The organism is Microbulbifer sp. YPW16 (assembly GCF_021290385.1).
Lineage (GTDB): Bacteria > Pseudomonadota > Gammaproteobacteria > Pseudomonadales > Cellvibrionaceae > Microbulbifer > Microbulbifer zhoushanensis.
Genome location: NZ_CP089928.1, coordinates 2,386,268 through 2,412,324 on the forward strand (window position 1 = coordinate 2,386,268; position 26,057 = coordinate 2,412,324).

At 63.9% G+C, this 26,057-nt stretch carries 28 protein-coding genes; 12 read left to right on the plus strand and 16 right to left on the minus strand.

Features of this window, described 5'->3' with window-relative positions; translation table 11 throughout:
- Window positions 1-95 precede the first annotated feature (95 nt).
- The 6 genes from trmB to ftsY all read right to left on the minus strand — a co-directional run bounded on the left by trmB (window position 96) and on the right by ftsY (window position 5,514).
- Window positions 96-812 carry a tRNA (guanosine(46)-N7)-methyltransferase TrmB gene (trmB, locus tag LVE68_RS10195; RefSeq protein ID WP_232940190.1) on the minus strand — a complete coding sequence of 239 codons (717 nt, stop codon included), beginning with the start codon at window positions 810-812 and terminating at the stop codon, window positions 96-98.
- 75 nt (window positions 813-887) lie between these two features.
- Window positions 888-1,265, minus strand: coding sequence for a DUF423 domain-containing protein (locus LVE68_RS10200; RefSeq protein WP_232940191.1), 378 nt, complete (start codon window positions 1,263-1,265; stop codon window positions 888-890).
- 153 nt (window positions 1,266-1,418) lie between these two features.
- Window positions 1,419-2,273, minus strand: coding sequence for an RNA polymerase sigma factor RpoH (rpoH, locus tag LVE68_RS10205; RefSeq protein ID WP_232940192.1), 855 nt, complete (start codon window positions 2,271-2,273; stop codon window positions 1,419-1,421).
- A gap of 219 nt (window positions 2,274-2,492) precedes the next feature.
- Window positions 2,493-3,518 (minus strand): permease-like cell division protein FtsX, encoded by a 1,026-nt coding sequence (gene ftsX, locus LVE68_RS10210; protein WP_232940193.1) that lies wholly within the window; start codon window positions 3,516-3,518, stop codon window positions 2,493-2,495.
- Window positions 3,499-4,185, minus strand: a complete 687-nt coding sequence (ftsE, locus tag LVE68_RS10215) for a cell division ATP-binding protein FtsE (RefSeq protein WP_232940194.1) — start codon at window positions 4,183-4,185, stop codon at window positions 3,499-3,501. The genes ftsX and ftsE overlap by 20 nt, the downstream gene beginning before the upstream one ends.
- Window positions 4,186-4,299: 114 nt before the next feature.
- Window positions 4,300-5,514, minus strand: a complete 1,215-nt coding sequence (ftsY, locus tag LVE68_RS10220) for a signal recognition particle-docking protein FtsY (RefSeq protein WP_232940195.1) — start codon at window positions 5,512-5,514, stop codon at window positions 4,300-4,302.
- Window positions 5,515-5,595: 81 nt separating this feature from the next.
- On the opposite strand from ftsY, the gene rsmD reads away from it, so the two are divergent.
- The 5 genes from rsmD (at window position 5,596) to sugE (ending at window position 9,543) form a co-directional block, all read left to right on the plus strand.
- Window positions 5,596-6,174, plus strand: coding sequence for a 16S rRNA (guanine(966)-N(2))-methyltransferase RsmD (rsmD, locus tag LVE68_RS10225; protein ID WP_232940196.1), 579 nt, complete (start codon window positions 5,596-5,598; stop codon window positions 6,172-6,174).
- Between the two features lie 153 nt (window positions 6,175-6,327).
- A complete protein-coding gene (coaD, locus tag LVE68_RS10230; RefSeq protein WP_255701105.1) occupies window positions 6,328-6,807 on the plus strand; it encodes a pantetheine-phosphate adenylyltransferase in 480 nt (159 codons plus the stop codon).
- A gap of 160 nt (window positions 6,808-6,967) precedes the next feature.
- Window positions 6,968-8,740 carry a gamma-glutamyltransferase gene (gene ggt, locus LVE68_RS10235; protein WP_232940197.1) on the plus strand — a complete coding sequence of 591 codons (1,773 nt, stop codon included), beginning with the start codon at window positions 6,968-6,970 and terminating at the stop codon, window positions 8,738-8,740.
- A 52-nt stretch (window positions 8,741-8,792) separates the two neighbouring features.
- Window positions 8,793-9,194 carry a DoxX family membrane protein gene (locus tag LVE68_RS10240; RefSeq protein WP_232940199.1) on the plus strand — a complete coding sequence of 134 codons (402 nt, stop codon included), beginning with the start codon at window positions 8,793-8,795 and terminating at the stop codon, window positions 9,192-9,194.
- A 22-nt stretch (window positions 9,195-9,216) separates the two neighbouring features.
- Window positions 9,217-9,543, plus strand: coding sequence for a quaternary ammonium compound efflux SMR transporter SugE (sugE, locus tag LVE68_RS10245; protein ID WP_232940201.1), 327 nt, complete (start codon window positions 9,217-9,219; stop codon window positions 9,541-9,543).
- 21 nt (window positions 9,544-9,564) lie between these two features.
- Here the strand turns inward: sugE and LVE68_RS10250 are convergent, their stop codons facing one another.
- From LVE68_RS10250 to radC, 7 genes are all read right to left on the minus strand, one after another.
- The gene (locus tag LVE68_RS10250; RefSeq protein WP_232940203.1) at window positions 9,565-11,343 is read right to left on the minus strand and encodes an amidohydrolase; all 1,779 of its coding nucleotides are present in this window, start codon (window positions 11,341-11,343) and stop codon (window positions 9,565-9,567) included.
- 120 nt (window positions 11,344-11,463) lie between these two features.
- A complete protein-coding gene (locus tag LVE68_RS10255) occupies window positions 11,464-12,024 on the minus strand; it encodes a disulfide bond formation protein B (protein WP_232940204.1) in 561 nt (186 codons plus the stop codon).
- A gap of 7 nt (window positions 12,025-12,031) precedes the next feature.
- Complete coding sequence (locus tag LVE68_RS10260; protein WP_232940205.1) at window positions 12,032-12,190, minus strand: DUF5993 family protein; 159 nt, start codon at window positions 12,188-12,190, stop codon at window positions 12,032-12,034.
- Window positions 12,191-12,260: 70 nt separating this feature from the next.
- Entirely contained in the window at window positions 12,261-13,076 is an 816-nt protein-coding gene (gene mutM / locus LVE68_RS10265; RefSeq protein WP_232940206.1) for a bifunctional DNA-formamidopyrimidine glycosylase/DNA-(apurinic or apyrimidinic site) lyase, read from the minus strand.
- Window positions 13,077-13,230: 154 nt separating this feature from the next.
- The gene (rpmG, locus tag LVE68_RS10270) at window positions 13,231-13,386 is read right to left on the minus strand and encodes a 50S ribosomal protein L33 (RefSeq protein ID WP_020413983.1); all 156 of its coding nucleotides are present in this window, start codon (window positions 13,384-13,386) and stop codon (window positions 13,231-13,233) included.
- 34 nt (window positions 13,387-13,420) lie between these two features.
- A complete protein-coding gene (gene rpmB / locus LVE68_RS10275) occupies window positions 13,421-13,657 on the minus strand; it encodes a 50S ribosomal protein L28 (protein ID WP_091513718.1) in 237 nt (78 codons plus the stop codon).
- A 276-nt stretch (window positions 13,658-13,933) separates the two neighbouring features.
- Window positions 13,934-14,608, minus strand: a complete 675-nt coding sequence (gene radC, locus LVE68_RS10280) for a RadC family protein (RefSeq protein ID WP_232940207.1) — start codon at window positions 14,606-14,608, stop codon at window positions 13,934-13,936.
- Window positions 14,609-14,728: 120 nt separating this feature from the next.
- Here radC and coaBC point away from each other — a divergent pair, with 120 nt between their 5' ends.
- From coaBC to slmA, 4 genes are all read left to right on the plus strand, one after another.
- On the plus strand, window positions 14,729-15,940 hold the full coding sequence (coaBC, locus tag LVE68_RS10285) for a bifunctional phosphopantothenoylcysteine decarboxylase/phosphopantothenate--cysteine ligase CoaBC (protein ID WP_232940208.1): 1,212 nt from the start codon (window positions 14,729-14,731) through the stop codon (window positions 15,938-15,940).
- Window positions 15,941-15,980: 40 nt separating this feature from the next.
- Window positions 15,981-18,278 (plus strand): phosphomannomutase/phosphoglucomutase, encoded by a 2,298-nt coding sequence (locus LVE68_RS10290; RefSeq protein ID WP_232940209.1) that lies wholly within the window; start codon window positions 15,981-15,983, stop codon window positions 18,276-18,278.
- 45 nt (window positions 18,279-18,323) lie between these two features.
- Complete coding sequence (argB, locus tag LVE68_RS10295; protein ID WP_232940210.1) at window positions 18,324-19,232, plus strand: acetylglutamate kinase; 909 nt, start codon at window positions 18,324-18,326, stop codon at window positions 19,230-19,232.
- 142 nt (window positions 19,233-19,374) lie between these two features.
- Entirely contained in the window at window positions 19,375-19,986 is a 612-nt protein-coding gene (gene slmA / locus LVE68_RS10300) for a nucleoid occlusion factor SlmA (protein ID WP_232940211.1), read from the plus strand.
- A 115-nt stretch (window positions 19,987-20,101) separates the two neighbouring features.
- Here slmA and LVE68_RS10305 read toward each other — a convergent pair whose 3' ends face one another.
- Together LVE68_RS10305 and pyrE are read right to left on the minus strand one after the other, a co-directional pair.
- Complete coding sequence (locus tag LVE68_RS10305) at window positions 20,102-20,692, minus strand: hypothetical protein (protein WP_232940213.1); 591 nt, start codon at window positions 20,690-20,692, stop codon at window positions 20,102-20,104.
- A gap of 41 nt (window positions 20,693-20,733) precedes the next feature.
- Window positions 20,734-21,384 (minus strand): orotate phosphoribosyltransferase, encoded by a 651-nt coding sequence (gene pyrE / locus LVE68_RS10310; protein WP_232940215.1) that lies wholly within the window; start codon window positions 21,382-21,384, stop codon window positions 20,734-20,736.
- Between the two features lie 215 nt (window positions 21,385-21,599).
- On the opposite strand from pyrE, the gene LVE68_RS10315 reads away from it, so the two are divergent.
- Window positions 21,600-22,373: an exodeoxyribonuclease III gene (locus tag LVE68_RS10315; RefSeq protein ID WP_232940217.1), complete on the plus strand. Its 774-nt coding sequence runs from the start codon at window positions 21,600-21,602 to the stop codon at window positions 22,371-22,373.
- Window positions 22,374-22,409: 36 nt separating this feature from the next.
- Here LVE68_RS10315 and rph read toward each other — a convergent pair whose 3' ends face one another.
- Complete coding sequence (gene rph, locus LVE68_RS10320) at window positions 22,410-23,129, minus strand: ribonuclease PH (RefSeq protein WP_232940219.1); 720 nt, start codon at window positions 23,127-23,129, stop codon at window positions 22,410-22,412.
- Window positions 23,130-23,256: 127 nt separating this feature from the next.
- Between rph and LVE68_RS10325 the strand changes: the two genes are divergently transcribed.
- Together LVE68_RS10325 and LVE68_RS10330 are read left to right on the plus strand one after the other, a co-directional pair.
- Window positions 23,257-24,132: a YicC/YloC family endoribonuclease gene (locus LVE68_RS10325; RefSeq protein ID WP_232940221.1), complete on the plus strand. Its 876-nt coding sequence runs from the start codon at window positions 23,257-23,259 to the stop codon at window positions 24,130-24,132.
- Between the two features lie 253 nt (window positions 24,133-24,385).
- Window positions 24,386-25,885 carry a PKD domain-containing protein gene (locus tag LVE68_RS10330; protein WP_232940223.1) on the plus strand — a complete coding sequence of 500 codons (1,500 nt, stop codon included), beginning with the start codon at window positions 24,386-24,388 and terminating at the stop codon, window positions 25,883-25,885.
- Window positions 25,886-26,057 lie beyond the last annotated feature (172 nt).

The window sequence follows — 26,057 nt, forward strand, 5'->3', positions numbered from 1 at the left end:
GGGCTCCGGAGTGTCCTTTTACCGGCGGGTCGTCTGACTTATGAAGATAGCAGACCCGCCGGCAGCCCGTAGGTACGTCTTTTACCCCGCTGCAATCAGGTGCGGCGGTAGAGCAGGTCCCAGACTCCGTGGCCCAGTCGCTGGCCGCGCTGCTCGAACTTGGTCTGCGGACGGAACTCCGGGCGCGGGGCATACTGTCCGGCGCCGGCGGTGTTCTCCAGTGCCGGCTCCGCCTCCAGGACCTCGAGCATATGGCCGGCGTAATTCTCCCAGTCGGTGGCCATGTGCATCAGCCCGCCGGGCCTGAGCTTGGTGCACAGCAGCCGCACGAATTCCGGCTGCACGATGCGCCGCTTGTGATGTTTTTTCTTGTGCCACGGATCCGGGAAATACAGCTGGAACCGGTCCAGCGAGGCGTCGGCGATGCAGTCATTGAGCACATCCACCGCGTCGGCCATATACACCCGCAGGTTTTTCACCCCGGCCTTGCCGGCGTTGTTGATCAGGCGGCCGACACCGGGCGGGTGCACCTCGATGCCAATAAAATCCTTGTCCGGCTCGGCCTCCGCCATCGCCAGCAGCGAGTCGCCCATGCCAAAGCCGATCTCCAGTACCAGCGGCGCCTGGCGACCGAACTCCTGTGCCGGGTCCAGCGGGCCGGCGAACAGCGACAGGCCGTACTGCCCCCAGTAGTTATCGAAAGCCCGGCGCTGCCCCTCGGTCATGCGACCGGCGCGGATGACATAACTGCGGATGGACTTTTTCTTGTACTCGGTGCGGTAGGGAAAATCTTCCGCGGACTCTTCTTGCATGCTTTGCGACCTCGGATGCAAATTCGTAATCAAGTCAATGTAGGAGCGGCCGCTCCCAGGGGAAACGACGGGCGCTCAGCGCGGCAGGTTCAGCGCCGCCACAAACAGGGCTATCCAGCCGGCAATCATCAGGCTGCCGCCCAGGGGGGTGACGGGCCCCAGCCAGCGTGGCCCGCCAAGGGCCAGCCCATAGAGACTGCCGCTGAACAGCAGCACGCCGACTGCGAACAGGGCGCCGCAGGTCACCAGTGCGGTGCGCGAGCCCCACTGCTGGATCATCAGCGCCACCAGTAACAACACCAGGGCATGCACCAGCTGGTAGTGCACACCGGTCTTGAAGGCTTCCAGCAGGTTTTCGGCCACTCGGCCGCGCAGGCCGTGGGCACCGAAGGCGCCAAGCATGACGCCGGTGGCGCCGAGAAAAGCGGCGATCAGCAGGTAGAGTTTGGTCATGGTGATTCCGGTCCAGGCCCCCGGGGCCGTGTTTCCCTTCGTTGTCCGTTTATGTTGGCAGGCAAGGCCCCTGGCCGCGGTTCGCCGCAGGTTTGTCACAGTGCAAAAAAAACCGCGCGGTTGCGCGGTTTTCTTCAGGGCCCGGTGGCGCGATCAGGCTTCCATCGCCACGCGTACCTTTTTCATCGCGTTCTTTTCCAGCTGGCGGATACGCTCGGCAGAGACGCCGTATTTATCAGCCAGCTCGTGCAGGGTCGCCTTGTTCTCGCTCAGCCAGCGTGCCCGGATGATATCGCGGCTGCGATCATCGAGCTGCTCCATGGCCGCGGCGAGACTGGTGAGGTTGGTCTCTTCCCAGTTATCGCGCTCCAGCTGGGCCGCCGGGTCGAAACTGCGGTCTTCCAGGTAGTGCGCCGGCGCCTGCCAGGCACTGTCGTCATCGTCATCCACGCCCGCATCGAATGCGGCGTCATGGGCAGAGAGGCGACCCTCCATCTCGTGCACGTGCGTCACGTCCACATTCAGGTCCTTCGCCACCGCCTTGGCCTCGTCATTGGTGAGCCAGGCGAGCTTCTTCTTCTGTCCGCGCAGGTTAAAGAACAGCTTGCGCTGCGCCTTGGTAGTGGCGATCTTCACGATGCGCCAGTTGCGCAGGATAAATTCGTGAATCTCGGCCTTGATCCAGTGCACCGCAAAGGAAACCAGGCGCACCCCCTTCTCGGGGTTGAAGCGCTTCACGGCTTTCATCAGGCCGACGTTGCCTTCCTGGATCAGGTCTCCCTGGTTCAGGCCATAGCCGGAGTAGGATTTGGCGATGTGCACCACAAAACGCAGGTGCGACATAACCAGCTGCCGTGCAGCATTCAGGTCCTCGCGATAATAGAGGTCCTCCGCCAGCCGCTTTTCTTCCTCAGCGGACAGCACATCGAAGCCGCTGACCGTCTGGATATAGGCCCCGAGGTTGGCTCCCGGGGACAGCGTTTGCACTGGCTGCAGGCTAGTTCCCATGCAGATCTCTCCTGTCAAAACTCTGGTGCCGGTTGAACTTGCGATCAAACGACCGCCGGGAGTTACCCGGCGAATTGGGCCAGTTTAGCACTAGCGCGGGCGAATAAGAAAGCCCGCCCACAGTGCCGGAGCCGTTGAAATCCGTGGCATTAGAGGGTTTATCCACAGGCGCGGTTCCCGTGTGCGCCACGGGTTCCGGAAATAATTGTGACCACCGGGTCAGGAGGGCTCTATGGCGCGGACATGTCGTGCCACAGCCACCCAGGCACCCGCCAGGCCCAGCAGGGCGGCGCCGCCAGCCAGAGCCAGCAGGTAGGCCAGCCCGGGCCCGTCGAGGCGGTAACCACTGCCGTAGGAAGAGGCCAGCCCCGCTACCGGGCCCGACAACAATGCCACCCCCAGGGTCACCAGCAGCCATGCCAGCAGGCCACCGAACAGGCCGTAGCATAGACCGCTGTACAGGAACGGGCGGCGCACAAAGGCATTGGTCCCCCCCACCAGCTTGACCACCAGGATCTCCTCCCGGCGACTCTCGATATGCAGGCGTATGGTGTTCACCACCACCAGAATCACACCCAGTGCCAGCAGCAGGCCCAGCCCCAGGGAGAGGCGCTGGCCCAGCTCGGTCAGCCGCGACAGCCGTTCCACCCAGGCCATATCCAGCACCACCGCATCGCTCAGAGCGCTTTCCCGCAGGGACTCGGCCAGAGCCTCCAGCTCCCCGGTCGCGCCGGCGGGACGCACCAGCAAGACCGCGGGCAGGGGATTACTGCCCAGCCCGGCCAGCGCATCGCCGAGCCCGGACGACTGCTGGAATTCCTCCAGCGCCTGTTCCGGTGAGATATACGTCACCGCGGCCACCCGCGGATCTTGCCGCAGGTCTTCCACGTAGGAGGTAATGGCAGACTCGCGGGCACTCTTGTTCAGGAACACGGAAATCTGCGGCTGGCCGTCCCAGCCCGCCACGGCGCGCTGGAAGTTCACCATGCCCAGCTGCAGGGAGGCCGGCAGCGCCAGGGCAATGGCGATTACCAGGGCGGTCATGAAGCTGGCCATGGGCGCCGCAAAGAAACGCCGCAAGGCCTCGGCGGCCATCTCGCGGTGGTGCCCGGCCCAGCCGCGCAGGCGATCGCCGAGGCGGGTACGGGCGGTTACGGCGCCGGTGGCGCGGGCGCGCTCTACCGCGGCCTGCTGGCGGGGAGCGGTGCGGACCGGGTTGCCGGGGTTACGGGTAGGCTGCTTCACGGCTCGGGATTCCATCGTAGATCAGCTGGCCCGCCTGCAGGGTCAGTACCCGGCGTTTCTGGCGGGCTATCAATTCCAGGTCGTGGCTGGCAATCATCACCGTCACCCCCACCGCATTGAAGTCGGCAAACAGCTGCATGATTTCCGCGGACAACTGCGGGTCCAGGTTACCGGTGGGCTCGTCCGCTACCAGGATCGCCGGCTTGTTGACCACTGCCCGGGCGATACCCACGCGCTGCTGCTCACCACCGGAAAGCACAATGGGGTTCTGCCGCTCCTTGTGCAGCAGGCCCACCTTGTCCAGTGCCGCCCGCACGCGCCGGCCCACCTCGCGCCGGTTACAGCCGGCCACGGACAGGGGCAGCGCCACATTGTCGAAGACACTGCGGTCGAACAGCAGCTGGTGGTTCTGGAACACAATGCCCACATTGCGGCGGTAGTAGGGAACCTGGCTGTTGCGCAGGCGGTTGAGGTTCTGGCCCGCCACCAGGATGCTGCCGCGGGTGGGGCGCTCAATCGCGGTAAGGAGTTTGAGCAGGGTACTTTTGCCGGCGCCGCTGTGCCCGGTGAGGAATACCAGTTCGCCCCGGTCCAGCTCCAGGCTGACCCGCACCAGCGCATCCTGCCCGGATTCGTAGCGCTTGTTGACGTTGTCGAAGGTGATCATGCAGGCGGCGTATTCTTGTTATTAATAGTAGGAGCGGCCCGTGGCCGCGAATGACCTGCCCAGGCACCTCGGGATCCAATCGCGGCCACGGGCCGCTCCTACAAAAACGGGAAATCAGGTTTCGTCGCGGCGAAACAGCGCGGCGACAAAGTCTTTCGCGCGGAATGGCTGCAGGTCTTCGGCCTGCTCGCCGACACCGATGAAGCGTACCGGAATACCGAAGCGCTGCGCCAGTGCAAAGATCACACCGCCTTTGGCGGTGCCGTCCAGTTTTGTCAGCACCATGCCGGTGACCCCGGCAGAATTGCGAAACTGCTCAGCCTGGCTGAGGGCGTTCTGGCCGGTACCGGCATCCAGTACCAGCAGCACCTCGTGGGGCGCGCTCTGGTCCAGCTTGCCCATCACCCGGCGGACCTTGCTCAGCTCTTCCATCAGGTTGGACTTGGTATGCAGGCGTCCGGCGGTATCGGCAATCACCACGTCCACGCCGCGGGACTGGGCCGACTGCACGGCGTCATAGATGACCGAGGCACTGTCGGCGCCGGTGTGCTGGGCCACCACGGGCACGCCGTGGCGCTCACCCCAGACCTGCAGCTGTTCAACCGCAGCGGCACGGAAGGTATCGCCGGCAGCCAGCATCACCGATTTGCCCTCGCCCAGGTATCGATGCGCCAGCTTGCCGATGGTGGTGGTCTTGCCCACACCGTTGACGCCCACCACCAGGATCACGAATGGCTGTTTGGCGGTGTCGATGGCCAGCGGCGCCTCGACGCTGTCCAGCAGCCCGGCCAGCTCTTCCTGCAGCGCCCGGTAGAGCGCCTCGCCGTCATTCAGCTCGCGCCGGGATACCCGGGCAGTGAGGCGGTCGACAATTTCGGTGGTCGCGTCCATCCCCACGTCGGCCATCAGCAGCTGGGTTTCCAGCTCTTCCAGCAGCTCGTCGTCGATTTCCTTGGCGCCCAGGAACAGGTTGCCCATGCCCTCGGCAAACTGGTTGCTGGTGCGACTGAGCCCGCGGCGGATACGGGCAAAAAAGCCCACTTTTTCCTCTTTTGGGCCGGACGGGGCCTGTGCCTCGTCGGGCGCGGGAGCCACTTCAGGAGCGGGGGTCGGCTCGGGGGAGGGCGGTTCTGTCACCTCCGGAGCCGGGGCTGCCTCAGCAGCCGGCTCCTCGCGAACCGGCTCAGCGGGGGAATCCGGTGCTGCGGGCGGAGTCTCCCCCTCGCGTGCCTCGTCTTCCCCGGAGGTTTCGCCGGGCTGCTCGGCGGGCTTCTCCTCCGGCTGTTCCTCGGGCTTCGGCTTTTTCTTGCGCAGGAAGTCAAAGATCATGCTCGTATCCGGCTGTACCACGGTGTTGGAAAGGCGCTAATCTTAGCACCGCTCGATGCCCCACACAGCCAGGAAACCACCTTGCCCAGAAATCGCCCGCGCAAAGCCTCCCCGCAACCCCTGTCGCAGCTCCGTATCATTGGCGGTGAGTGGCGCGGTCGCCGGCTGCAGTTCGCCCCGGTGGAGGGCCTGCGCCCCACCGGGGACCGCCTGCGCGAAACGCTGTTCAACTGGCTGCAGTTCCGGCTGCCGGGCGCCCGTTGCCTGGACCTGTTTGCGGGCTCCGGGGCGCTCGGGCTCGAGGCACTTTCCCGCGGTGCGGCGAGTGTGGAGTTTGTGGAGCTGAACCGACGGGCGGCGGACACCCTGCGCGCCCAGCTGCAGCTGCTCGGCACCGACCGGGGCCGGGTGCACCACCAGAGTGCGCTGGATTTCCTTGCCGGCGATGCCAGTGCCTACGATATCGTCTTCCTCGACCCGCCCTTCGCCGCCGACCTGTGGCAGCCCGCCCTGGCCGCGCTGCACGACCGGCTGGCGCCGCGCGCCCTGGTTTATGTGGAGACACCCCGGGACACACCGCTGCCGTTGACGGAGCAGTGGCAGGTGGAGAAGGAAAAGCGCGCGGGCCAGGTTTGCATGCGCCTGCTCAGCACCGCCTGAACCGTGTTTTTTGAGGGTCGAGCACAAATTGTTTAACATGCGCCTCCCCGCCGGGCCGCATCGCGCCCCCACCAGTCCCCTCCGGGACCGGGAGGGCAGGCATGACAGCGGCTACGGTATCGGCGTCCAGCGATAACCTGCGAAACCCTGCTCATGAAAAAAGTCGTCTACCCCGGAACGTTCGACCCCATCACCAATGGTCATATGGACCTGGTGGAACGCGCCTGCCGCCTGTTCGACCACGTGATCGTGGCCGTGGCTTCCAGCTCCCGCAAGAACCCACTGTTCACCCTGGATGAGCGGGTAGAGCTGGCCCAGCAGGTCCTGCGCCACCTGCCGAACGTGGAAGTCATCGGTTTCGATATCCTGCTCGCCGACCTCGTGCGGCAGGTGGACGCCTACGGCGTGCTGCGCGGACTGCGCGCGGTATCCGACTTCGAGTATGAATTCCAGCTGGCCAACATGAACCGGCAACTGGCGCCGAATATGGAAAGCCTGTTCCTGACGCCGGCGGAGCACCTCTCCTACATTTCCTCGTCACTGGTGCGGGAAATCGCCTCCCTGGGCGGCGACGTCACCAAGTTCGTGCCGCCGGCGGTCGAGGAAGCGCTGCAGGAAAAATTCAACCGCTGAGTTCCCGCCCCGGAGCCGCCCGCTACCCGGTGGCGGCACCGGGGTTCCGGCGCCTTCACGGCGCCCCTGCCGCATATTCCCGACCGCACCTCGCCCCCTTACTGTTGCGCACCCGGTTAGCTGTTAAACTCCGGCGAGTTTTCCCAGACCGGAGTCGAACGTGCGCAAACTGGTTCTCGCATCCCTGATCTCTGCCGGAGTCATCTCTGCCGGCCTGCTGCTTGCCGACCCTGAAAAGCCCGGCCCCGGCGCCGCCGAGCGCAGCGAGGAAATCCAGCCCGAGGTGGCCACCGGCCGCAGTGAGGTCAAGGCGGCCAGCGCATCGGAATTCATGGCGGTTACCGCCAACCCCCATGCCAGTGAGGCCGCCGCCGGCATCCTGGCCCGCGGCGGCACCGCGGTGGACGCGGCCATCGCCGCGCAGCTGGTGCTGGGCCTGGTAGAGCCCCAGTCCTCGGGTATCGGCGGCGGCGCCTTTATGCTGAGCTACCGCGCCGACGACAAATCCCTGCATTATTACGATGGCCGCGAAACCGCTCCGGCGGCGGTCGATGAACAGTATTTCATGCACGACGGCGAGCCGCGGGATTTTCTCAAGGCGGTCATCGGCGGCTACTCGGTGGGCGTACCCGGCGTGATGCGGATGCTGGAACTGGCTCACCAGCGCGACGGCAAACTGCCCTGGGCGGAACTGTTCGTCCCGGCCATCGAGCTGGCAGAGCAGGGCTTTGAGGTTTCACCGCGCCTGCACCAGCTGCTCGACCGCCTGCCGCAGGTGGATGCGCGCCCGGCCATCGCCAGCTATTTCTTTACCGATGACGGCAAGCCGCTGGCAGTGGGCACGCTGCTAAAAAACCCCGACTATGCCCGCACCCTCCGGCAGCTGGCGGAGCAGGGCGCCGATGCGTTTTACCGGGGGGATATCGCTGCGGCCATCGTCGATGCGGTGCGCAACGACCCGGTCAACCCGGGCGTGATGACCCGCGAGGATATGGCCGGCTACCAGGCGAAAGTGCGCGAACCGGTATGCAGCGAATTCCTGCTCTACCGCGTCTGCGGTGCCAGCGCACCGTCCTCCGGTGGCACCACCGTGGGCGCCATCCTGGGCATGGTCGGCCAGTTCCCGCTGACCGAGTTCGAACCCGGCAGCGCCGAACTGACCCACCTGTTTGCGGAGGCCTCGGAACTGGCATTTGCCGACCGCAATACCTATTCCGCCGATCCGGATTTTGTCGCCGTGCCCACGCGTGCGATGGTGGCCCCGGAGTACCTGGTGCGGCGGGCAAAACTGATCTCGGGCGAGGAGGCCACCACTGCCGTGCCGGGCAAGCCCAGGCCCTTCGATGCCAAGCGCCAGCCGGCAGATTCCCCGGAAAAACCCAATACCAGCCACCTGTCGATCGTGGACCGCTACGGCAATGGCGTAAGCATGACCACCAGTATCGAGACCGGCTTTGGCTCGCGCCTGCTGGTCCGCGGTTTCCTGCTCAACAACCAGCTGACCGACTTTTCCTTTACCCCCGAGCGCGCCGATGGCGAACTGGTGGCCAACCGCGTGCAGCCGGGCAAGCGACCGCGCTCCTCCATGTCACCGACCGTCGTATTCAACCGGGACGGCAGCCTGCGACTGCTGGTGGGCTCCCCGGGCGGCTCGCGCATTATTGACTACACTGCGCGGACCATTCTCTATCACCTGGGCCTGAGGATGCCCATTGCCGACGCCATAGCCGCGGGCAATATCGGCGCGATCGGGTACCGGGTGGAACTGGAGTCGGGCTTTTTCCCCGCGGAGACTGTAAGAAAACTGGAACAGCTGGGACACAAGGTGGTGGAGCGCAACCTGAACAGTGGTATCCACGGGATTGCACTGATCGACGGCAAGCTCCACGGTGGCGCCGACCCACGCCGCGAGGGTAGTGCGGTCGGCAAATAGCGCCGGCTGTCCAGTAGGGCGCCGGTCAACAACTTACCCAGGGGAACCTTCCATGCGCGCCTTTTCTTTACTACTCCTGCGAATCAGCCTCGGCCTGTTGCTGGTCATCTGGGGCGTCGACAAGCTGGTGAATGTGGAGCACGCGATCGCCGTGTCCGACCGTTTTTACCTGGGCGTGGTCAGCGCACCACTACTGTGGAAGATGTTCGGTGTGCTGCAACTACTGCTGGGCGCCGCGGTGATCACGGGCCTGTGGCAGCGCTATACCTATCCCGCCCAGGCCATCGTCAACGGCATCACCCTGTTGGGAGTCTGGCGCTCGGTGGTGGATCCGTGGGGCTGGTACCTGGAGGGCACCAATGTGCTCTTTTACCCATCGCTGATCGTGTTTGCCGGCTGCCTGGTGCTGTGGGCCTTCCGCGACGAGGACCGGCTGGCGCCCGGACGGCGCTGAGGCCAGAGGAGACAGGCTGGGCATGAACAGTCCGTGGATGTTGCTGCTGGTCGCCGGCCTGCTGGAAGTGGGCTGGGCGATCGGCCTCAAGTACAGTGACGGGTTCACCCGGCCACTGCCCAGTGTGTTGACCGTGGTGACGATGGTGGCGAGCTTTTATTTCCTCGCCCAGGCACTGAAGGTGATCCCGGTGGGTACCGGCTACGCCGTATGGACCGGCATCGGTGCGGTGGGCACCGCGATCCTGGGGATTGTGCTGTTTGCGGAATCCACCGCGCTGCCGCGGTTATTCTGTATCGGGCTGATTGTGGCGGGGATTGCCGGCCTCAGGCTGACATCCCCGGCCTGAAAGCCTTCCCCGCCCCCGGCTTCATTCCCCATCCCCGGCCTCGTACACCAGCCGCCCGCGATAATAGGTCTCCAGTACCCGGGCCGACCCGATCTCCGCCGGGGGAATCTGGAACAGGTTCCGGTCCAGCACGATCAGATCCGCCCACTTGCCGGTTTCCAGGCTCCCGGTCTGCTCCTCCAGGCGGTTGGCGATGGCACCGTTGATGGTGAACGACAGCAGCATGCGTTCCAGTGACACGCCCTGGTCCTCCGGCACCGGAGCCGCGGCATCCAGGTCCTGTGCCGCGGCATCGCTGTCGCCACCCGGATCCGGTCCCCGCATCACGCCCGCCTGGATGGCGGCCAGCGGACCACCCCGGGGGGTTGCCGGGTAGTCGCTGCCTGAGGCGACCGTGACCCCGGCATCGAACAGCTTTTTCACCGGGTACTGCGCGGCAGCCCGCGACTCACCGAGCCGGGGCAGGTCCAGTGACCGGTAATGGCCGCTGCGGTCAAAGCGCATCGGCAGCATTACCGCGATAGTCCCGGTTTCGGCAAAGCGGGGGATATCCACCGGGTCGACCAGCATCAGGCCTACCATACCGTTGCGCATATCCGCGGGACCATTGATTGCACGGGAGTGACCGAAGGCAGTGAGGCCCATTTCCACCGCCGCATCACCCACCGCCCTGATCATTACCTGCAGGCCCGCCGCATTGGCAAGCTTGGCCAGCTGGTTTAGGTTCTGCTGCCCCAGCCTGCTCTCTACTTCATAGTCCGGACGGTGGGCATAGGGTTTTTTCAGCAGCGCCCTTTCCCCGGCGATGGAGCCATCGGCGAACAGCTTGACCGAGTGCACCTGGAATTCCTCGTCCCGGTATTTCTCCGACAGTGTTTTCAGGAAGCGAACCTCCTTCTGGCCGGCACCGGGGCCCACCACGAAGGAGCCGCGCACGCGCACAGTGAGTTTCTTCAGCGCCGCCATTTTCTGGTAGGCATCCAGCTTGGAGGCATCCTCTGTGGGCCGGATATAGGCATCGTGCAGGGTGGTGATACCCCGGCGGGCGGCGGCGTCCTGGACCTCGCGGATCTCGGCGCGATAGTCGGCCTCGGTTTTCACCGGGATGATTTTCTCCACCAGCGCCATGGCGCTGCGCCCGCGCAGTATTCCGGTCACCAGGCCGGTCTCGTCCCGCTCGATCACCCCGCCCGCCGGATCCGGCGTGTCGTTGCCGATACCCGCGGCGGCCACCGCCTCGGAGTTCGCCCAGATACTGTGCAGATCGCTGGAGTAGAGAACGATGGGAATCAGGTCGTTGACGTGGTCGAGCTGCGCCTTGTGCGGGGGCCCGTCGGCGAACACCAGCCGGTCCCAGCCGCGACCGACGATCACCTGCTGTTCCGGGTTGGCCTCGATATAGTCCGCCACCGCCTGCTGGTAGTCGGCCACACTGCTGCCGTCGTACAGGCCCACCTGGCCGCCGCCGCTGACATGCATGTGCGCATCGACAAAGCCCGGCAGCACCAGCTTGCCGTCGAGGTTTTCTACCTGGGTGTGGGGACCGATAAACGGCTGCGCGCCGTCGTCACTGCCCACGAATACGATGCGGCCTTCGCGCACCGCCAGTGCCTGGGCAATGCGGCGATTGCTGTCGACGGTGTAGATATAACCGTTGCGGAAAACCAGCTCGGCGGCCGGCAGCACTTTCTGGTCGGGGATATCCCCGCGGGATTTGCCGCTGTCACCGGCTGGCGGCGCCTGGGGCCCGCACGCTGCCAGCGACAGTAGCATTGCGCCGACTATCCAGACCCATCTCATTCGCTGCGCTCCCTCGCCTGAACCGGTGGCCAGCCCGCCTGCAGCGACGCGTTACAGCGCGCCCGTCATCCGCGGGTTCCGGCTTGAGTATAGGAAATCACCTCCGGCCCGTGGCCGGCGCTAAAGCCACCGCAACCAGAGGTAATCGGTGGGATTGTCCGGGCAGGGCCCGAGTCCGCACTCCAGGGTGGTGGAAAGCGCATTCACCGCCAGGATCGCCAGGAAGGCCAGCACCGCCAGCCGCGCCAGGAATCCCAGGGGCCGGGGTTGTGGCCGGTCATCGACCCGGTCGGTGAGCAGCATCACGCCACAGTAGGCCAGCAAAGCAAAGAAGGTGATCAGCGCCCAGGTGTAGAAGTGCAGGCCCATAAAGGGCGAACCGAACCCCGGGTTTCCCGGGGCGATATGCAAGAGCACCTGGCGCCCCGATGCCACCAGCCCGGCCAGCGATGACAGGACCGCGATCCCGTAGTGCAGCGGCCGCACACCAAAGCGGAGATTCAGCAGCAGGCCGACACCGGCCATGGCAAAGGCGGCGCGCTGCAGCAGGCACAGGGGGCAGGGCAGTTCGTGCAGCAGCAGTTGCCAGGCAAAGGCAAACCAGAGCACCCCGGCCAGTGCCAGCAGCCCCAGCGCATCCAGACAGGTGGCACAGCGACCGAGGCGGGTGACCAATGGCATCACCGCCCTAGAGGCTGATATCGAGGTGGGAAGTCATATGGTAGAAGCACCAGGCGACAAAGATCGCCAGGGTCGCCAGCCACCAGCCGACTGCGCCCGCACGGCTTCCCCGCCAGGCAAACCAGGCCGACAACAGCACGGTGACAAACGGCAGCATCATGACCATAAGCGGACTCCCGCAGCGTATACGGGCGCAATTTTAGTCCCGCTTTATGCGGTTCCCCAGCGCCAGTGACTCAGCGCTGGCAGCGGCGACAGAAAAATGTGCTGCGCTGGCCCAGCACCATATCCCGTACCGGCCCGCCGCACTGGCGGCAGCGCTTGCCCGCACGGCCATAGACGTTGAGCTGCTGGGCAAAATAGCCGGGCTCGCCATCGCCGCCGATAAAGTCCCGCAGGGTGGTGCCGCCCTGCTGGATCGAGCGCGCCAGTACCCGCTTGATGGCATCCGCGAGCCGCTCATAGCGCGCGCGGGAAATGGTGCCGGCGGCGCGGTCCGGGCGGATACCGGCCATGAACAGGGACTCACTGGCGTAGATATTCCCCACACCCACCACCACGCGCCCGTCCATGATGAATGTCTTTACTGCCTGCCGGCGTCCGCGCGACATGCGGTAGAGATAATCACCACAGAACTCGTCCGCCAGCGGTTCCGGGCCCAGGTGGGAAAGCAGGTCGTGGGCGGCCGGGTCCGAATCTGTCCACAACAGGGCCCCGAAGCGGCGCGGGTCGTGAAAGCGCAGGCACAGGCCGGAGTCCAGCACCCAGTCCACGTGGTCGTGCTTGCGCACTTCGGCGCCCGGTTTTACCAGCCGCAGGCTGCCGGACATGCCCAGGTGCCAGATGGCACAGCCACGGTCGGTATGCACCAGCAGGTACTTGGCACGGCGCTCCAGGCGCAGGATCCGCGCGCCGGCAATGCGGCGCTCGAAATCCGGCTCCACCGGCCAGCGCAGGCTGCGCTGGCGCACGGTGGCCGAGCGCACGATATGTCCCTCGAGGTGGGGGGCAAGGCCGCGACGGGTGGTTTCGACTTCGGGAAGCTCGGGCACAGGTGTCGTCTTTCTGCTGGCAGGGGCTGGTTTGGAATTCTACACGCCTGGCGGCGCCGGGTGCTGCTGCGGGTTGCCACCCCGCGGGCTCCCGGGCTATCCGGCAGGCATAAAAAAACCCGGCAATGCCGGGTTTCTCGCAAGGCGGGACCAATTACTTGATCTTGCCTTCCTTATACATCACGTGCTTGCGGACAACGGGATCGTACTTTTTGATCTCCATTTTTTCCGGCATGTTGCGCTTGTTCTTGGTAGTGGTATAGAAGTGACCAGTACCGGCGCTGGAATTCAGGCGGATCTTCTCACGCATTGTTCTGTCTCCGATTTCTTGGCTGGGCCGTCAGTTACACTTTTTCGCCGCGGGCACGCAGCTCGCTCAGCACGGTATCGATACCTTTCTTGTCGATCACGCGCATGCCTTTGGAGGAGACACGCAGCTTCACGAAACGCTTCTCGGATTCAACCCAGAAACGGTGGCTGTGCAGGTTGGGCACAAAGCGACGCTTGGTGCGGTTTTTAGCGTGGGATACGTTGTTACCGGTGACCGGGCGCTTACCGGTTACCTGACATACCTTGGACATCTGTTGGCCTCTTCAAAACTCTCGTGCCCGCATGACAGGAGGTGCGGGGACTGTAATTCGGGATTCTAATCCGGTTCCTGGGCGGCGGCGGAAACTGTTCAGAATCTGGCCCGGCCGCAAAGAGCGGCGTTTTATACCAGAACAGCTGGGGGGAGACAAGTTTTAACCAGTTTTGACTGCGACCGGGCGGTTTTCTCCCGTCACTCTTTGCATCCCTTGCGCCAGGGCCGCCGCCCCCTTAATCCCGCGGGTCACTGCCCCGGGCTGCCGGCAGGGCTACAGCAGGCCACGCTCGGCGAAGGACAGTGCGTCGCCATCCCCCACGATCATATGGTCCAGTACCTTGATATCCACCAGCCCCAGCGCCTGCACCAGGCGCTCGGTGATCCAGATATCCGCCTGGCTGGGCTCAGTGATGCCCGAGGGGTGATTGTGTGCCAGGATCACCGCGGCCGCGCCGCGGTGCAGCGCCGCCTGCACCACCTCGCGCGGATAGACACTGGCCGCATTGAGGGTGCCGTGAAACAGCTCCTCGAAGCCGATCACCCGGTGCTGGGTGTCCAGGAACAGGCAGCAGAAGACCTCCCGGCGGCGGTGGCGCAGCTGCGCCGCGAGGTACTGGCGCACGGCCCCGGGACTGTCCATGACGTCGCGGCGCTGGAGGTCCTCCGCCAGGTGGCGGCGGGCCATCTCCAGCACCGCCTGCAGCTGGGTGTACTTGGCATCGCCCAGGCCGCGGCCGCGGCAGAACTCGGACTGCGGCGCCTCCAGCAGCGGGCGCAGGCCGCCGAAATCCACCAGCAGCTGCCGCGCCAGGTCCACCGCGGAAACGCCGGCGGCACCGGTGCGCAGGAATATTGCCAGCAGCTCCGCATCCGAGAGCGCCGCAGCCCCGCGCTGCAGCAGTTTTTCCCGCGGGCGCTCCGCCGCGGGCCAGTCACTGATCGCCATGTCGTCCCTCCCTGAGACCCGTTCATTGTCCCCGGCCGCCGCCGGGGAGCCCGCCACGCTTATCCCGCGCGGCGCATAAATGCTAATCTTACCCGCTCCTGCAATTTCGGGAACCGAACTATGTCCTCCCTGGCCGACAAACGCATCCTCCTGGGTGTAGGCGGCGGTATCGCCGCCTACAAGAGCGCCGACCTGGTACGCCGCCTGCTAGAACGGGGGGCCGACGTGCGCGTCGTGATGACCGCCGGGGCCCGTGAATTCGTGCAGCCACTGACCTTCCAGGCCCTGTCGGGTAACCCGGTCCATACCGACCTGCTCGACCCCGCGGCCGAGGCGGCCATGGGACATATCGAGCTGGCCAAGTGGGCCCAGCTGGTGCTGGTTGCCCCGGCCAGCGCCAATATCATGGCGCGCCTGGCCGCCGGCATGGCGGATGACCTGCTCACCACCCTGTGCCTGGCTACCGAGGCACCACTGGCGCTGGCGCCGGCCATGAACCAGGCCATGTGGCGCCACCCGGCCACCGCCGCCAATGCGGCCACCCTGAGCCAGCGCGGCGCAACGCTGCTGGGACCGGATGCCGGCAGCCAGGCCTGTGGTGATGTAGGCCCGGGACGCATGCTGGAGCCCCTCGCCCTGGCGGAGGAAGTGGAAAAACTGTTTGCCCCGGCCCAGTCCCTCTCCGGCAAGCGCGTGGCGATTACCGCCGGGCCCACCCGCGAGGCACTCGACCCGGTGCGCTTCCTCAGCAACCACAGCTCCGGCAAGATGGGCTTTGCCCTGGCCGCCGCGGCACAGCGGGCGGGGGCCCAGGTTACGCTGATTGCCGGCCCGGTATCCCAGCCCACCCCGGCCGGGGTGAAACGCATCGATGTGGTGAGCGCAGAGGAGATGCACGAGGCCGCCGAGCGCGCCGCCGACCTGTGCGACCTCTTTATCGGCGCGGCCGCAGTGGCGGACTTCCGCCCGGCGGAAGTGGCCGGCCAGAAAATCAAGAAAAAGGACAACAGCGACACCGACAGCCTGGCCCTGGTGAAGAATCCCGATATCGTCGCCGCTATTGCCGCACGCACCAGCCAGCGCCCGTTCACCGTCGGGTTTGCGGCAGAGACCGAGAAAGTTGAAGAACACGCGCGGGGCAAGCTACAGCGCAAGAAACTCGACCTGATCATTGCCAATGATGTCAGTGCAGCCGACAGCGGCTTCAACAGCGACCGCAATGCGGTAACCGTCATCGACAGCGACGGTGCCACCCGGCTGCCGTCCGCCCTCAAGACACAGCTGGCCGACCAGTTGATCGGGATTATCGCGGCCCGCGCCTTCCCGGCCTGAACGACACAACAACAGTAACAAGACAGGACGTATAACTACCGTGTCCCCAGAAACAAGCTCCTCCCCGGTATCGCGCATCCCGCGCGAGCTGGTGCTGCCGGCTTTGCTGGCCCTGGTCGCCTGGGCCGGCGGTGCCTACCTGCTGCACCAGCACGTGGTGTCCCCCCACAACCAGCGGGCAGTAGAAAGCGCTGCCACGGCCCATGCGGTCGTACTCGCGGGCCGGGTGGCTGAAGAAGTGGCTGAACGCGACCGCTACCTGGAAAGCGTCGCCCGCGATCCCGCAACCCGCCAGCCCGGCAGGTCGGTACAGGTATTCCGCGACGGGGAGGTCCGCGTCGGCGCCGGCGAGAACCCGCGCCTCAACTTTGCCCTGGTGGACCTACTGGAGCGCGGCGCCCGCAACGAGGCACAGGCGCTTGAGTTCCTGCGCACCGGCAGCGACAACAACTGGCAGCTGCACGGCGCCGCCGCCACCAATGGTGGCGTGGCACTGGTGTCCGAGCCGCTCGCGGCACTGGAGAAGGTCTTCTCCGGATTCGACACTGCGGCCGGCCAGATCCGTGTCATCCAGCAGTTCCCCGGCGGCCCGCCACAGCCTCTCTGGCAGGCGGGGCAGGGCACCGGCCAGACCGTAGCAGCAGGCGTTCCGGGCAGCTTCCTGAAAGTCGAGCTCCGGCCCTCGGCGCACTTTGCCCGGGAAAACAGCATCGCGCCGCTGTGGCTGCTGGTCGTTGCGAGCATCGGGCTGCTGGTCACGCTGTGGCTGCTGTGGCGATTTATCCCCCGCGATACACCCGCACCGTGGCAGAACGCGCAGCCACCGAAACGCCGCAGCGCAGATTATCCGGGTGTGCCGCCAACCCCGACAGCCCCCCGGGCAACCGCCGGCAACGAGGGCTCAGAAAAATCCCGGCAACCGGCGGAGGACCGGGACCAGTCCCCGGGCTCGGCCATGGGCGCCGTCAGGGATTTCCCGGCCCACGTATTCCGCGCCTACGATATCCGCGGGATTGCCGGCGAGGAGATCGACGAGCCGTTTGCCTACCAGCTGGGCCGCGCACTGGGCACACTCGCCCTGCATGCCGGCGAGGAACTGCTGATGGTGGGACGCGACGGCCGCAACTCCAGCGAGCTGCTTACCGGTTGCCTGATCGAGGGTATCCTCGACAGCGGCTGCGACTGCGTCGACCTGGGCCTGGTGCCGTCACCCATCCTCTACTTTGCCTGTGCCCGGGGCAGGAACGGCAGCAGCGGGGTGATGGTGACCGCCAGCCACAACCCGGCCGAATTCAACGGCTTCAAGATCCTCCTGCGCGGGCGCCCCCTGGCCGAGGAGAAACTGCAGCGACTGCGGCAGCTGATGATGCAGGGTCCCTTCCGCGAGGGCCGCGGCAGCAGCAGCCAGCAGGATGTACAGGACCTCTATGTCGACGAGATTTTCAACGACGTGGCCCTGGCGGGGGAACCGCGGCTGGTAGTGGATGCCGCCAACGGTGCCACCGCGCACCTGGCGCCGCGCCTGTTCGAGCACCTGGGCTGCAACGTAACCCGCCTGTTCTGCGAATTCGACGGCGACTTTCCCAATCACCCGCCGGACCCCTCGCGCCCGGAAAACCTGGCTGCCCTGGTGGAGAAGGTCACGGAGACCGGAGCCGACCTGGGCATTGCGCTCGACGGTGACGGCGACCGGGTGACGCTGGTTTCCCGCAGCGGCCGCATCGCCTGGGCCGACCAGCTGGTGATGTTGCTGGCCCGGGATATCCTGGCCCGCAACCCCGGCGCCAGCGTGGTGTTTGACGTCAAGAGCTCCCGCGCCCTGGGCGAGCTGGTCAGCCAGTACGGCGGGCTGCCCATTATGGGCAAGACCGGTCATGCACCGATGAAGGCCAAGATGCTGGAGAATGGTGCCATTCTCGGCGGGGAGCTGTCCGGGCACATTTTCATCAAGGACCGCTGGTTCGGTTTCGACGACGGCATCTATGCCGCAGCGCGTATCCTGGAAATCATGGCCCTGCGCGAACAGGGGCTGGACGAGCTGCTGGATTCATTGCCGCAGCTGGTCAGCACCCCGGAAATCCTGGTACCGGTGGCGGAGCAGGATAAATTCGCCCTGGTGGAGCGCTTCCGTGCGCAGGTGGATTTCGGCGAGGCCACCCTGGACACCACCGACGGCCTGCGCATCGAGTATGCCGCGGGCTGGGGGCTGGTGCGCGCGTCGAATACCGGTGCGGCGCTGACCCTGCGCTTCGAGGCGGAGTCGGAAGAGGCCCTGGAGGCAATCCGCGCGCGCGTGACGGCCCAGTTGAAGCAAGTGGAACCCTCGCTGGCGCTCTGAGACCGGCGATGGCTTAATCGATAGACGACAAGGAATTACCGCTTTATGTCCCTGGACAGTAAATCTGCCCTGCGTGTGGCGCAGGTGCTCAACGAAGCACTGCCCTATATCCAGCGCTTTACCGGCAAGACCATTGTGGTCAAGTTCGGCGGCAATGCCATGGTGGACGAGGCCCTGCAAAACAGCTTCGCCCGGGACGTCATCCTGATGAAGCTGGTGGGCATGAACCCGGTGGTGGTCCATGGCGGCGGGCCGCAGATCGGTGAGCTACTGAAGAAACTCAATATCGAGTCGCGCTTCGTCGATGGCATGCGGGTCACCGACAGCGAAACCATGGATGTGGTGGAAATGGTGCTGGGCGGCACCGTGAACAAGCAGATCGTCAACCTGATCAACAAAAACGGCGGTCGCGCCGTGGGCGTCACCGGCAAGGACGGGCTGCTGATTCGCGCCAAGAAACTGCTGATGGAAAGCGAGACCGCCGGGCTGCACGCCTCGGAGATCATCGATATCGGCCACGTGGGGGAAGTGGAAAGCGTCGATACCGATGTTATCGATATGCTGATCGGCGGCGACTTTATCCCGGTGATCGCGCCCATCGGGGTGGGTGAGGACGGAGCCTCGTACAATATCAATGCCGACCTGGTTGCCGGTAAGATTGCCGAGTACCTGCACGCCGAGAAACTGATGCTGCTGACCAATGTGGCGGGGCTGCAGGACAAAAACGGCGAGGTCCTGACCGGACTGTCCACCCTGCAGGTGGACGGCCTGATTGCCGACGGCACCATCCACGGCGGCATGTTGCCGAAAATCGCCTGCGCCCTGGACGCGGTCAAGGCCGGCGTCACCTCGGCCCATATCATCGACGGCCGCGTACCACACGCGGTGCTACTGGAAATTTTCACCGATACCGGTGTGGGCACCCTGATCACCGACGGCGAGGCCGCGGACTGAAATCCCGACGGCACCCCGCCCGACGGAGCGCCGATTGAAGCGCGTCCGCTGAATCGTTAGGATTCCACCGCCCGCCGCTCCGGTGCGGTGGGCAATAACAAGAATGGATAACCCCGGGCCGTCCCCGGGTCAAAGGCACTGAATGAGCAGCGAAAAAATCAACCGGCGACAACAGATCCTGCAGGCACTGGCACATATGCTCGAGGCCAGCCCCGGCGCCCGCATTACCACCGCGGCCCTGGCCAAGGAAGTGGGCTTCTCGGAAGCAGCGCTCTACCGGCACTTCCCCAGCAAGTCCAAGATGTTCGAGGGCCTGATCGAGTTTATCGAGGAGACGATTTTCAGCCGCGTCTCCATGATCCTGCAGGAAGAACCATCGGCACCCCTGCGCTGCCAGAAGATCCTCCACCTGCTGCTGGCCTTCTGCGAGCGCAACCCCGGCATTACCCGCCTGCTCACCGGCGATGCGCTGACCGGGGAGACCGAGCGCCTGCACGGACGCATCCTGCAGTTTTTCGACCGACTCGAGACCCAGCTCAAGCAGATTCTCCGCGACGCCGAGCTGCGCGAGCAGTTGCGCCCGGCGATCCCGCTGGGCGGTGCCGCCAACCTGTTGATGGCCAGCGCCGAAGGTCGCATCGTCCAGTATGTGCGCAGCGGTTTCCGCCGCCGGCCCACCGAGTACTGGGCCGAGCAGTGGCCCGTGCTCATTGCGGGATTCTTCCGCGAACCGGTACCTGTCGCGCACGCCTGAGCGCGGGCTCCTCATCCTGATAGACAGCCAGAACCGGCTGAAAGTTCGGGCCCGGCCGGGCCCGATGGGAAAACAGGGGGGGGACAGGCCACAGTGCGGACTGCGGCCGGGCCGGCTACTTGCCGGCAATCTCGGTATAGCGCCCCGCCGCGCGGTCAAACTCGGCGTTGATGCGCTTTTCCTCTTTGCGTCGCAGGGCCATCCGCTCCTCAAGCACCTCGATCTCGGTACGCAGGTCCTCAATGCGCTGCAGGCGCTCGGGACGCACTTCACCGCCATTGCGCTGGATCCGCGCCGCCTCGTCTTCCTCGCGCTCGATCTGCGAACCAAGACTGGCAATATTGGAGCGCATGATTGCCATATCCTGTTGCACGATTGCCAGCTTGCGATCGCGGGCGCTCTCGATATCCGCCACACTGCTGTAGCGCTTGAGCAATTCGCGATCGGTCTTTTCCCGCTCCAGGCGGCGCTTCTTCTCTGCCAGGGCGGCACCGGTCAGTTCCGGGGGCACCTCCTTCAGGACCCGGCCGGAGGGTGTAATTATCTCGTAGCCCCCCGCCACATAGCGCGGTGGCACCAGGTCGTCGATCACCTGTACCCCATTTTCATCGGTGTAGCGGTAAAGTACCTGGCCATCCTGCTTGGCGATGGCAAGTGCCGGCAGGGCCAACACCACCAGGAGTGGCCATACTGTGGAGATTTTCATCGAATCACTCTTTCCGTCCCGGCCTGCGGCGGCAACCGCAGTTATCCCGCCACGCCGTAGCGCTGCCGGTATTCGATTATTTTTTGTACGGTTTCGCTGTCCTGCGATTCCTCACTAAGGTAGCTGATTATATCGTCCAGTTGCACGATGCTGATCACAGGTACACTGTAATCACGCTCTACTTGCTGAATCGCCGACAGCTCCGTATCCTCCCCGGCCCGCTCCTGGCGGTTGAGGCCGATGACCACGCCGGCCGCCTCGGCGTTGTGCCCGTCGATGATATCCATCACTTCGCGCACGGCGGTGCCGGCGGTAATAACGTCATCGATAATGAGGACCTTGCCTTCCAGGGGCGCACCCACTAAGGTTCCGCCCTCGCCGTGGGCCTTGGCTTCCTTGCGGTTGTAACAGAAGGGCTTGTCCACGCCTTTCTGCGCCAGGGCGACAGCGGTTACCGCCCCCAGTGGTATACCCTTGTATGCCGGCCCGAAGATGACATCGAACTCCACTCCCGACGCCAGAATGGCCTCGGCATAGGCATGTCCCAGTGCGGCCAGGGCGGCACCGGAGTGGAATCGGCCGGCGTTGAAGAAGTAGGGACTGCGACGCCCGGACTTGAGGGTGAAGTCGCCAAAGCACAGCACCTGGTGGTCCAGGGCCAGTTGGATAAAGTCGCGCTGATACTGCTGCATGAAAAATTGCTAACTATTGGCTAAGGTGAAGGGAGATCTACCCGCAGCCCTGCGGGAGACATGTCAAATAATGCTAGTTAATACAGTGTACTGCCTCATACTGAAAGGCGCTATCCGGGCCGTGGCTGCCGCGCGCGGGGAGTGCTCGTATAATCATACGCCGCGATGCCTCTGTATGAATCCGAACACTAGTCCGCTGGTAAGGGGCTAAAACAATGCGAATAGTAAGTCTGTCGGTAGACGGCGTGCATCAGGCGGCACAGCGCGGCCTGTACGATTGGTTGGCGGACCAGGACGCAGACATCATCTGCCTGCAGGACCTCCGCTCCCTGGAACCGGAGCTGGATCACCCGATCTTCCATCCGGACGGCTATTACAGCTACTTCTTCGACTCCGGCACCCCGCATGAGAATGGCGTGGCGATTTACACCCGCAGCCAGCCCAAGGCGATCATCTTCGGCATGGGATTCGCCAATGGCGAGGATATGTACGGCCGCTACCTGCAGGCCGATTTCGAGCGACTCAGCGTCGGTTCACTGCTGGCGCCACAGGCGGCCGCCGGGGACGAGGCCTCGCTGGAAAAGAAGGTGCAGTTCTTCGACGACATGCAGGCCCACCTGACCAAGATCAGCCGCAAGCGCCGCGATTTCATCTTCTGCGGCAACTGGGGCATTGCCCACCGCCGCGCCGATGTACAGAACTGGCAGGACCACCAGGATACACCGGGGTTCATGCGCCACGAACAGCGCTGGCTGGACCAGCTGTTCAACGATATCGGCTATATCGACGCCTTCCGCAAGGTGGTGAAGGATGCCGATGAGTTCACCTGGTGGCCCAGCGGCACAGTGGGCGAGGGTGATGGCTGGCGCACCGATATGCAGGTGACTTCACATGGCCTGCGCAATCGCATCGAGTACGGTGCCATCAACAAGAACGTGGAATTTTCCAGTCACCTGCCGGTGATCATGGATTACGAGCTGGAAGTATGACGCAGCGGCGGCGGGCCGCGCCCGCCGCCATGATTGTCACTCGGCCAGGGCCTTCTTCTGCAGGCTCACCAGCTCGTCGATACCCGCCTTGCCCAGCGCCAGCATCTTCGCGAACTGTGCCTCGGTGAAGGGCGCACCCTCGGCAGTGCCCTGAACCTCGATCATGCCGCCGTCCTCGGCCATTACCAGGTTCATGTCGGTATCCGCCTGGCTGTCCTCCGGGTAGTCCAGGTCCAGCACCGGCTCACCCTCGTAGATGCCCACGGACACCGCCGCCACCATATTCTTCAGCGGGTCGACACTAATGATTTTCTCCCGCTGCATATAACGCAGCGCGTCCACCAGTGCCACGCAGGCACCGGTAATGGAGGCCGTGCGGGTGCCCCCATCGGCCTGGATTACGTCGCAGTCGACAGTGATCTGGTGTTCACCCAACAGGCCCAGGTCCACGGCTGCCCGCAGGGAGCGACCGATCAACCGCTGGATTTCCACGGTGCGGCCACTCTGCTTCCCGCGCGCGGCCTCGCGACCCATGCGGGAACCGGTGGAGCGGGGCAACATGCCGTATTCAGCAGTGATCCATCCACTGCCCTGGCCGCGCAGGAAGCGCGGCACATCGCTCTCCACGGAGGCATTGCACAGCACCTTGGTATCGCCGAACTCCACCATCACCGAGCCCTCGGCGTGGCGGGTGTAGTTGCGCGTTATCTTCACTGCGCGCATATGTTCCGGCTGGCGGCCGCTGGGACGTTGCATAAATTCACCTCGCGTTTGCATCCAAAGCTTTTCATTATACGCGCATTCAGCGGTGCCGCGGGGCCATCCGGTAGCGCCTGTCGCTATGCTATGATGCCGGACCATTTTTCTGTTTGCGGGAGAGACCATGGCCCAGAAACCAGTTCGCAGTATGACCGCCTTCGGACGCGCAGAGGCACCCTATGCCACCGGAACGGCCGTCTGGGAGCTGCGCTCGGTCAATCACCGCTATCTGGAGCCACACTTTCGCCTGCCCGAGGCCGGCAGGCCACTGGAACCCAAGCTGCGCGAGGCCCTGCGCAAGCAGCTGAGCCGCGGCAAGGTGGAGCTTTCCCTGACCCTCAAGCCCAGCGATCTCGCCAGCACCGGCCTGGAGATCAACCAGCCGTTGGTGGAAGCGCTGAAACAGGCTGCGCGCCAGGTGGCTCCCGGACTCGACACCATGCCCCTGGACCCCCTGCGCATCCTGCAGTGGCCCGGCGTGATTGCCGAGCAGGATATCGACCGGGAAGAGCAGGCAACGGCCGTGATGGCGGCATTCCGCGAGGCCATCGACCAGCTGATCGCCAATCGCGAGCGCGAGGGGACAGAACTGCGCAGTTTTATCGAAGCCCGGCTCGAGGGCATTGAACAGCAGGTGGAGTCGGTGCGCCAGCTGCTGCCACAGATTCTCGAATCCCAGCGGGAAAAACTGCGCACCCGCCTGGAAGAGCTGCTCAACGAACTGGACCAGGATCGCATCGAGCAGGAAATCGCGCTGCTGGCACAGAAAGCGGACGTGGATGAGGAGCTGGACCGGCTCGAGGCCCACGTCAAGGAAACCCGCCGGGTGCTCGCCGGCGGTGGCGCGATCGGCCGGCGACTGGACTTCCTGATGCAGGAGTTCAACCGCGAGGCCAACACACTCTCTTCAAAGTCTGTCGTCACCGATACTACCCAGGCTGCGGTGGAGCTCAAGGTGCTGATCGAACAGATGCGCGAGCAGGTGCAGAATATCGAATAACCCGCAGTTTTCGCCTGCCGGCCCTCACTGCGCCAGGCCAAGCGTGTCTTGGCTGTTATCCCCCTGAGGCGGCAGGACGCCGCCACAGACCTTCCGATTTAAACGATATTTTTTTGGTAGCGAGAACAAAACGGAAAAATATTGCGCACTGTTTCCCAAAAAGAAAAATTAACCTGCTTATAACTGTATCCAGCAAAAAAACCTGTCAGCATTGCTCCTCCCATTAAAGGAATAAATTGATTAAGGAGGATCGATGTTTCGATTAATGTTGCTGTCTGTCATGGCGCTGGTCACCGTCTCCAGCCGGGCTGACATGCCCGATTATCCCGATGACGGCGCCGGCGGCAGTAGCCCCACCTATCTCGGCTGCGGAGTATACGGCAGCAGTTCTTCCGCATTTCCCAAAATGATGTACGCCCAGCGTGTACGCTACTGTCGCTACGATGGGCCATTGTTTTGTAACGGCAAGACCCAGGGGGAGTTTGCCGAGTGGGAACACAATGGCGTCTCCACCGGCAAGCAAAAGCGCACCATCATCGCCACTTACAATGCGCCGCAGAAGTCATCGGTGGATACACTGATGTATTTTATTGGGGGACAGTATTTTGATGCTGAAACCCCGAAGGCGAGCGGCATTGGGCTCTGCGAGGACTGGGACAACCTGTTCGACCACAGCGACTTCAACCTGGCCAACAAGAACATCCCCATGCTGCCGGATTCGGTTCCCTACGAAATTGCCACCGATGGTTTTTTCGATATGGGACGTACGTTTATGGCAGTTGCCATGGACGCCCGCTTTAACTATGACTTTACCAGAGACAACCAGCACGAAATCCTGAACGCGCACTATCAGTGGCTGCGCAAGAAATTCTATCGTTCTGAAATGAAGTTCATCTACCTGGTCGGACACAGCCGCGGTGGCACCCTGGCGACCATGCTCGCCAGCAAGTTCAAGGACGAGATGCCCGAGGTACCTGTATTTGTACAGCTGTATGATCCGGTCGCGAATCCGGATTCTGCGCACCATGAACTCGGCACTGACAAATACAGTAAGATCACCAATCCAATTCCACGACAGATATCTTTACTGGGGCAGACGTACACAGTCCACGATTTCACTTATCGAACCGACCTTTTCAACGGTGTATTCAATACACCCCTGAAGCGTGATCGGTTGCTGATTCACAACCATGTCGCCGGACGACAGTTTATAAATGGGACGCTGGAGGACCTCAGCCACGAAGTGCGCGCGTTTGCCGAGCTGGACACGGGCACTGACAGCTCAGGCACGATCGGCAACTGGTATTACCAGAAATGGTATACGACCTCCCACAGCTGGATGGCCAACCTGCCCGACTACTATGGCAGCCGCTACCTGCAAGCGGCCAAGGATGCCTACGCAGCGATGGTACCGGAAAGGGTGGCCTCAATGGCGCCCGAGGCGCGCTGTAATATGTCACCGCGCTGGGCCGAGGGAACACAGGTCACTGTTTCCTTTGACGGCAACGGATCAGAGAGCCGTAGCGGCACTGCACTGGATTACCGCTGGCAGCTCCCGAATGGCACCACCCGCTCCGGTATCGGGCCCCACTCGGCAACCTTCTTCTCTGGTGGTGAGCAGCTCTCGTCCCATTCGGTTCGCCTTACCGTGACCGACGCTAACGGCAATACGGATACTGCCTCCTGTTCTGTCACACTCGAGGACCGTGACCAGAGCTGTGGCGACCCTTTCTGCAAACCCGCGATACAATAAACCGGCTGGACGGGAGCCCCAGGCTCCCGTCACCAGCGTGGACACTTTCAAAAATATTCGAACAGCGAATATCCATAATACTCCCACCCAATTCTTCTCCGATTTATTGATCAGGCTCGCAAGCCATCCAGGGTGAACCACGACCAATTCTCAACTCTGGAATAAGAATCAT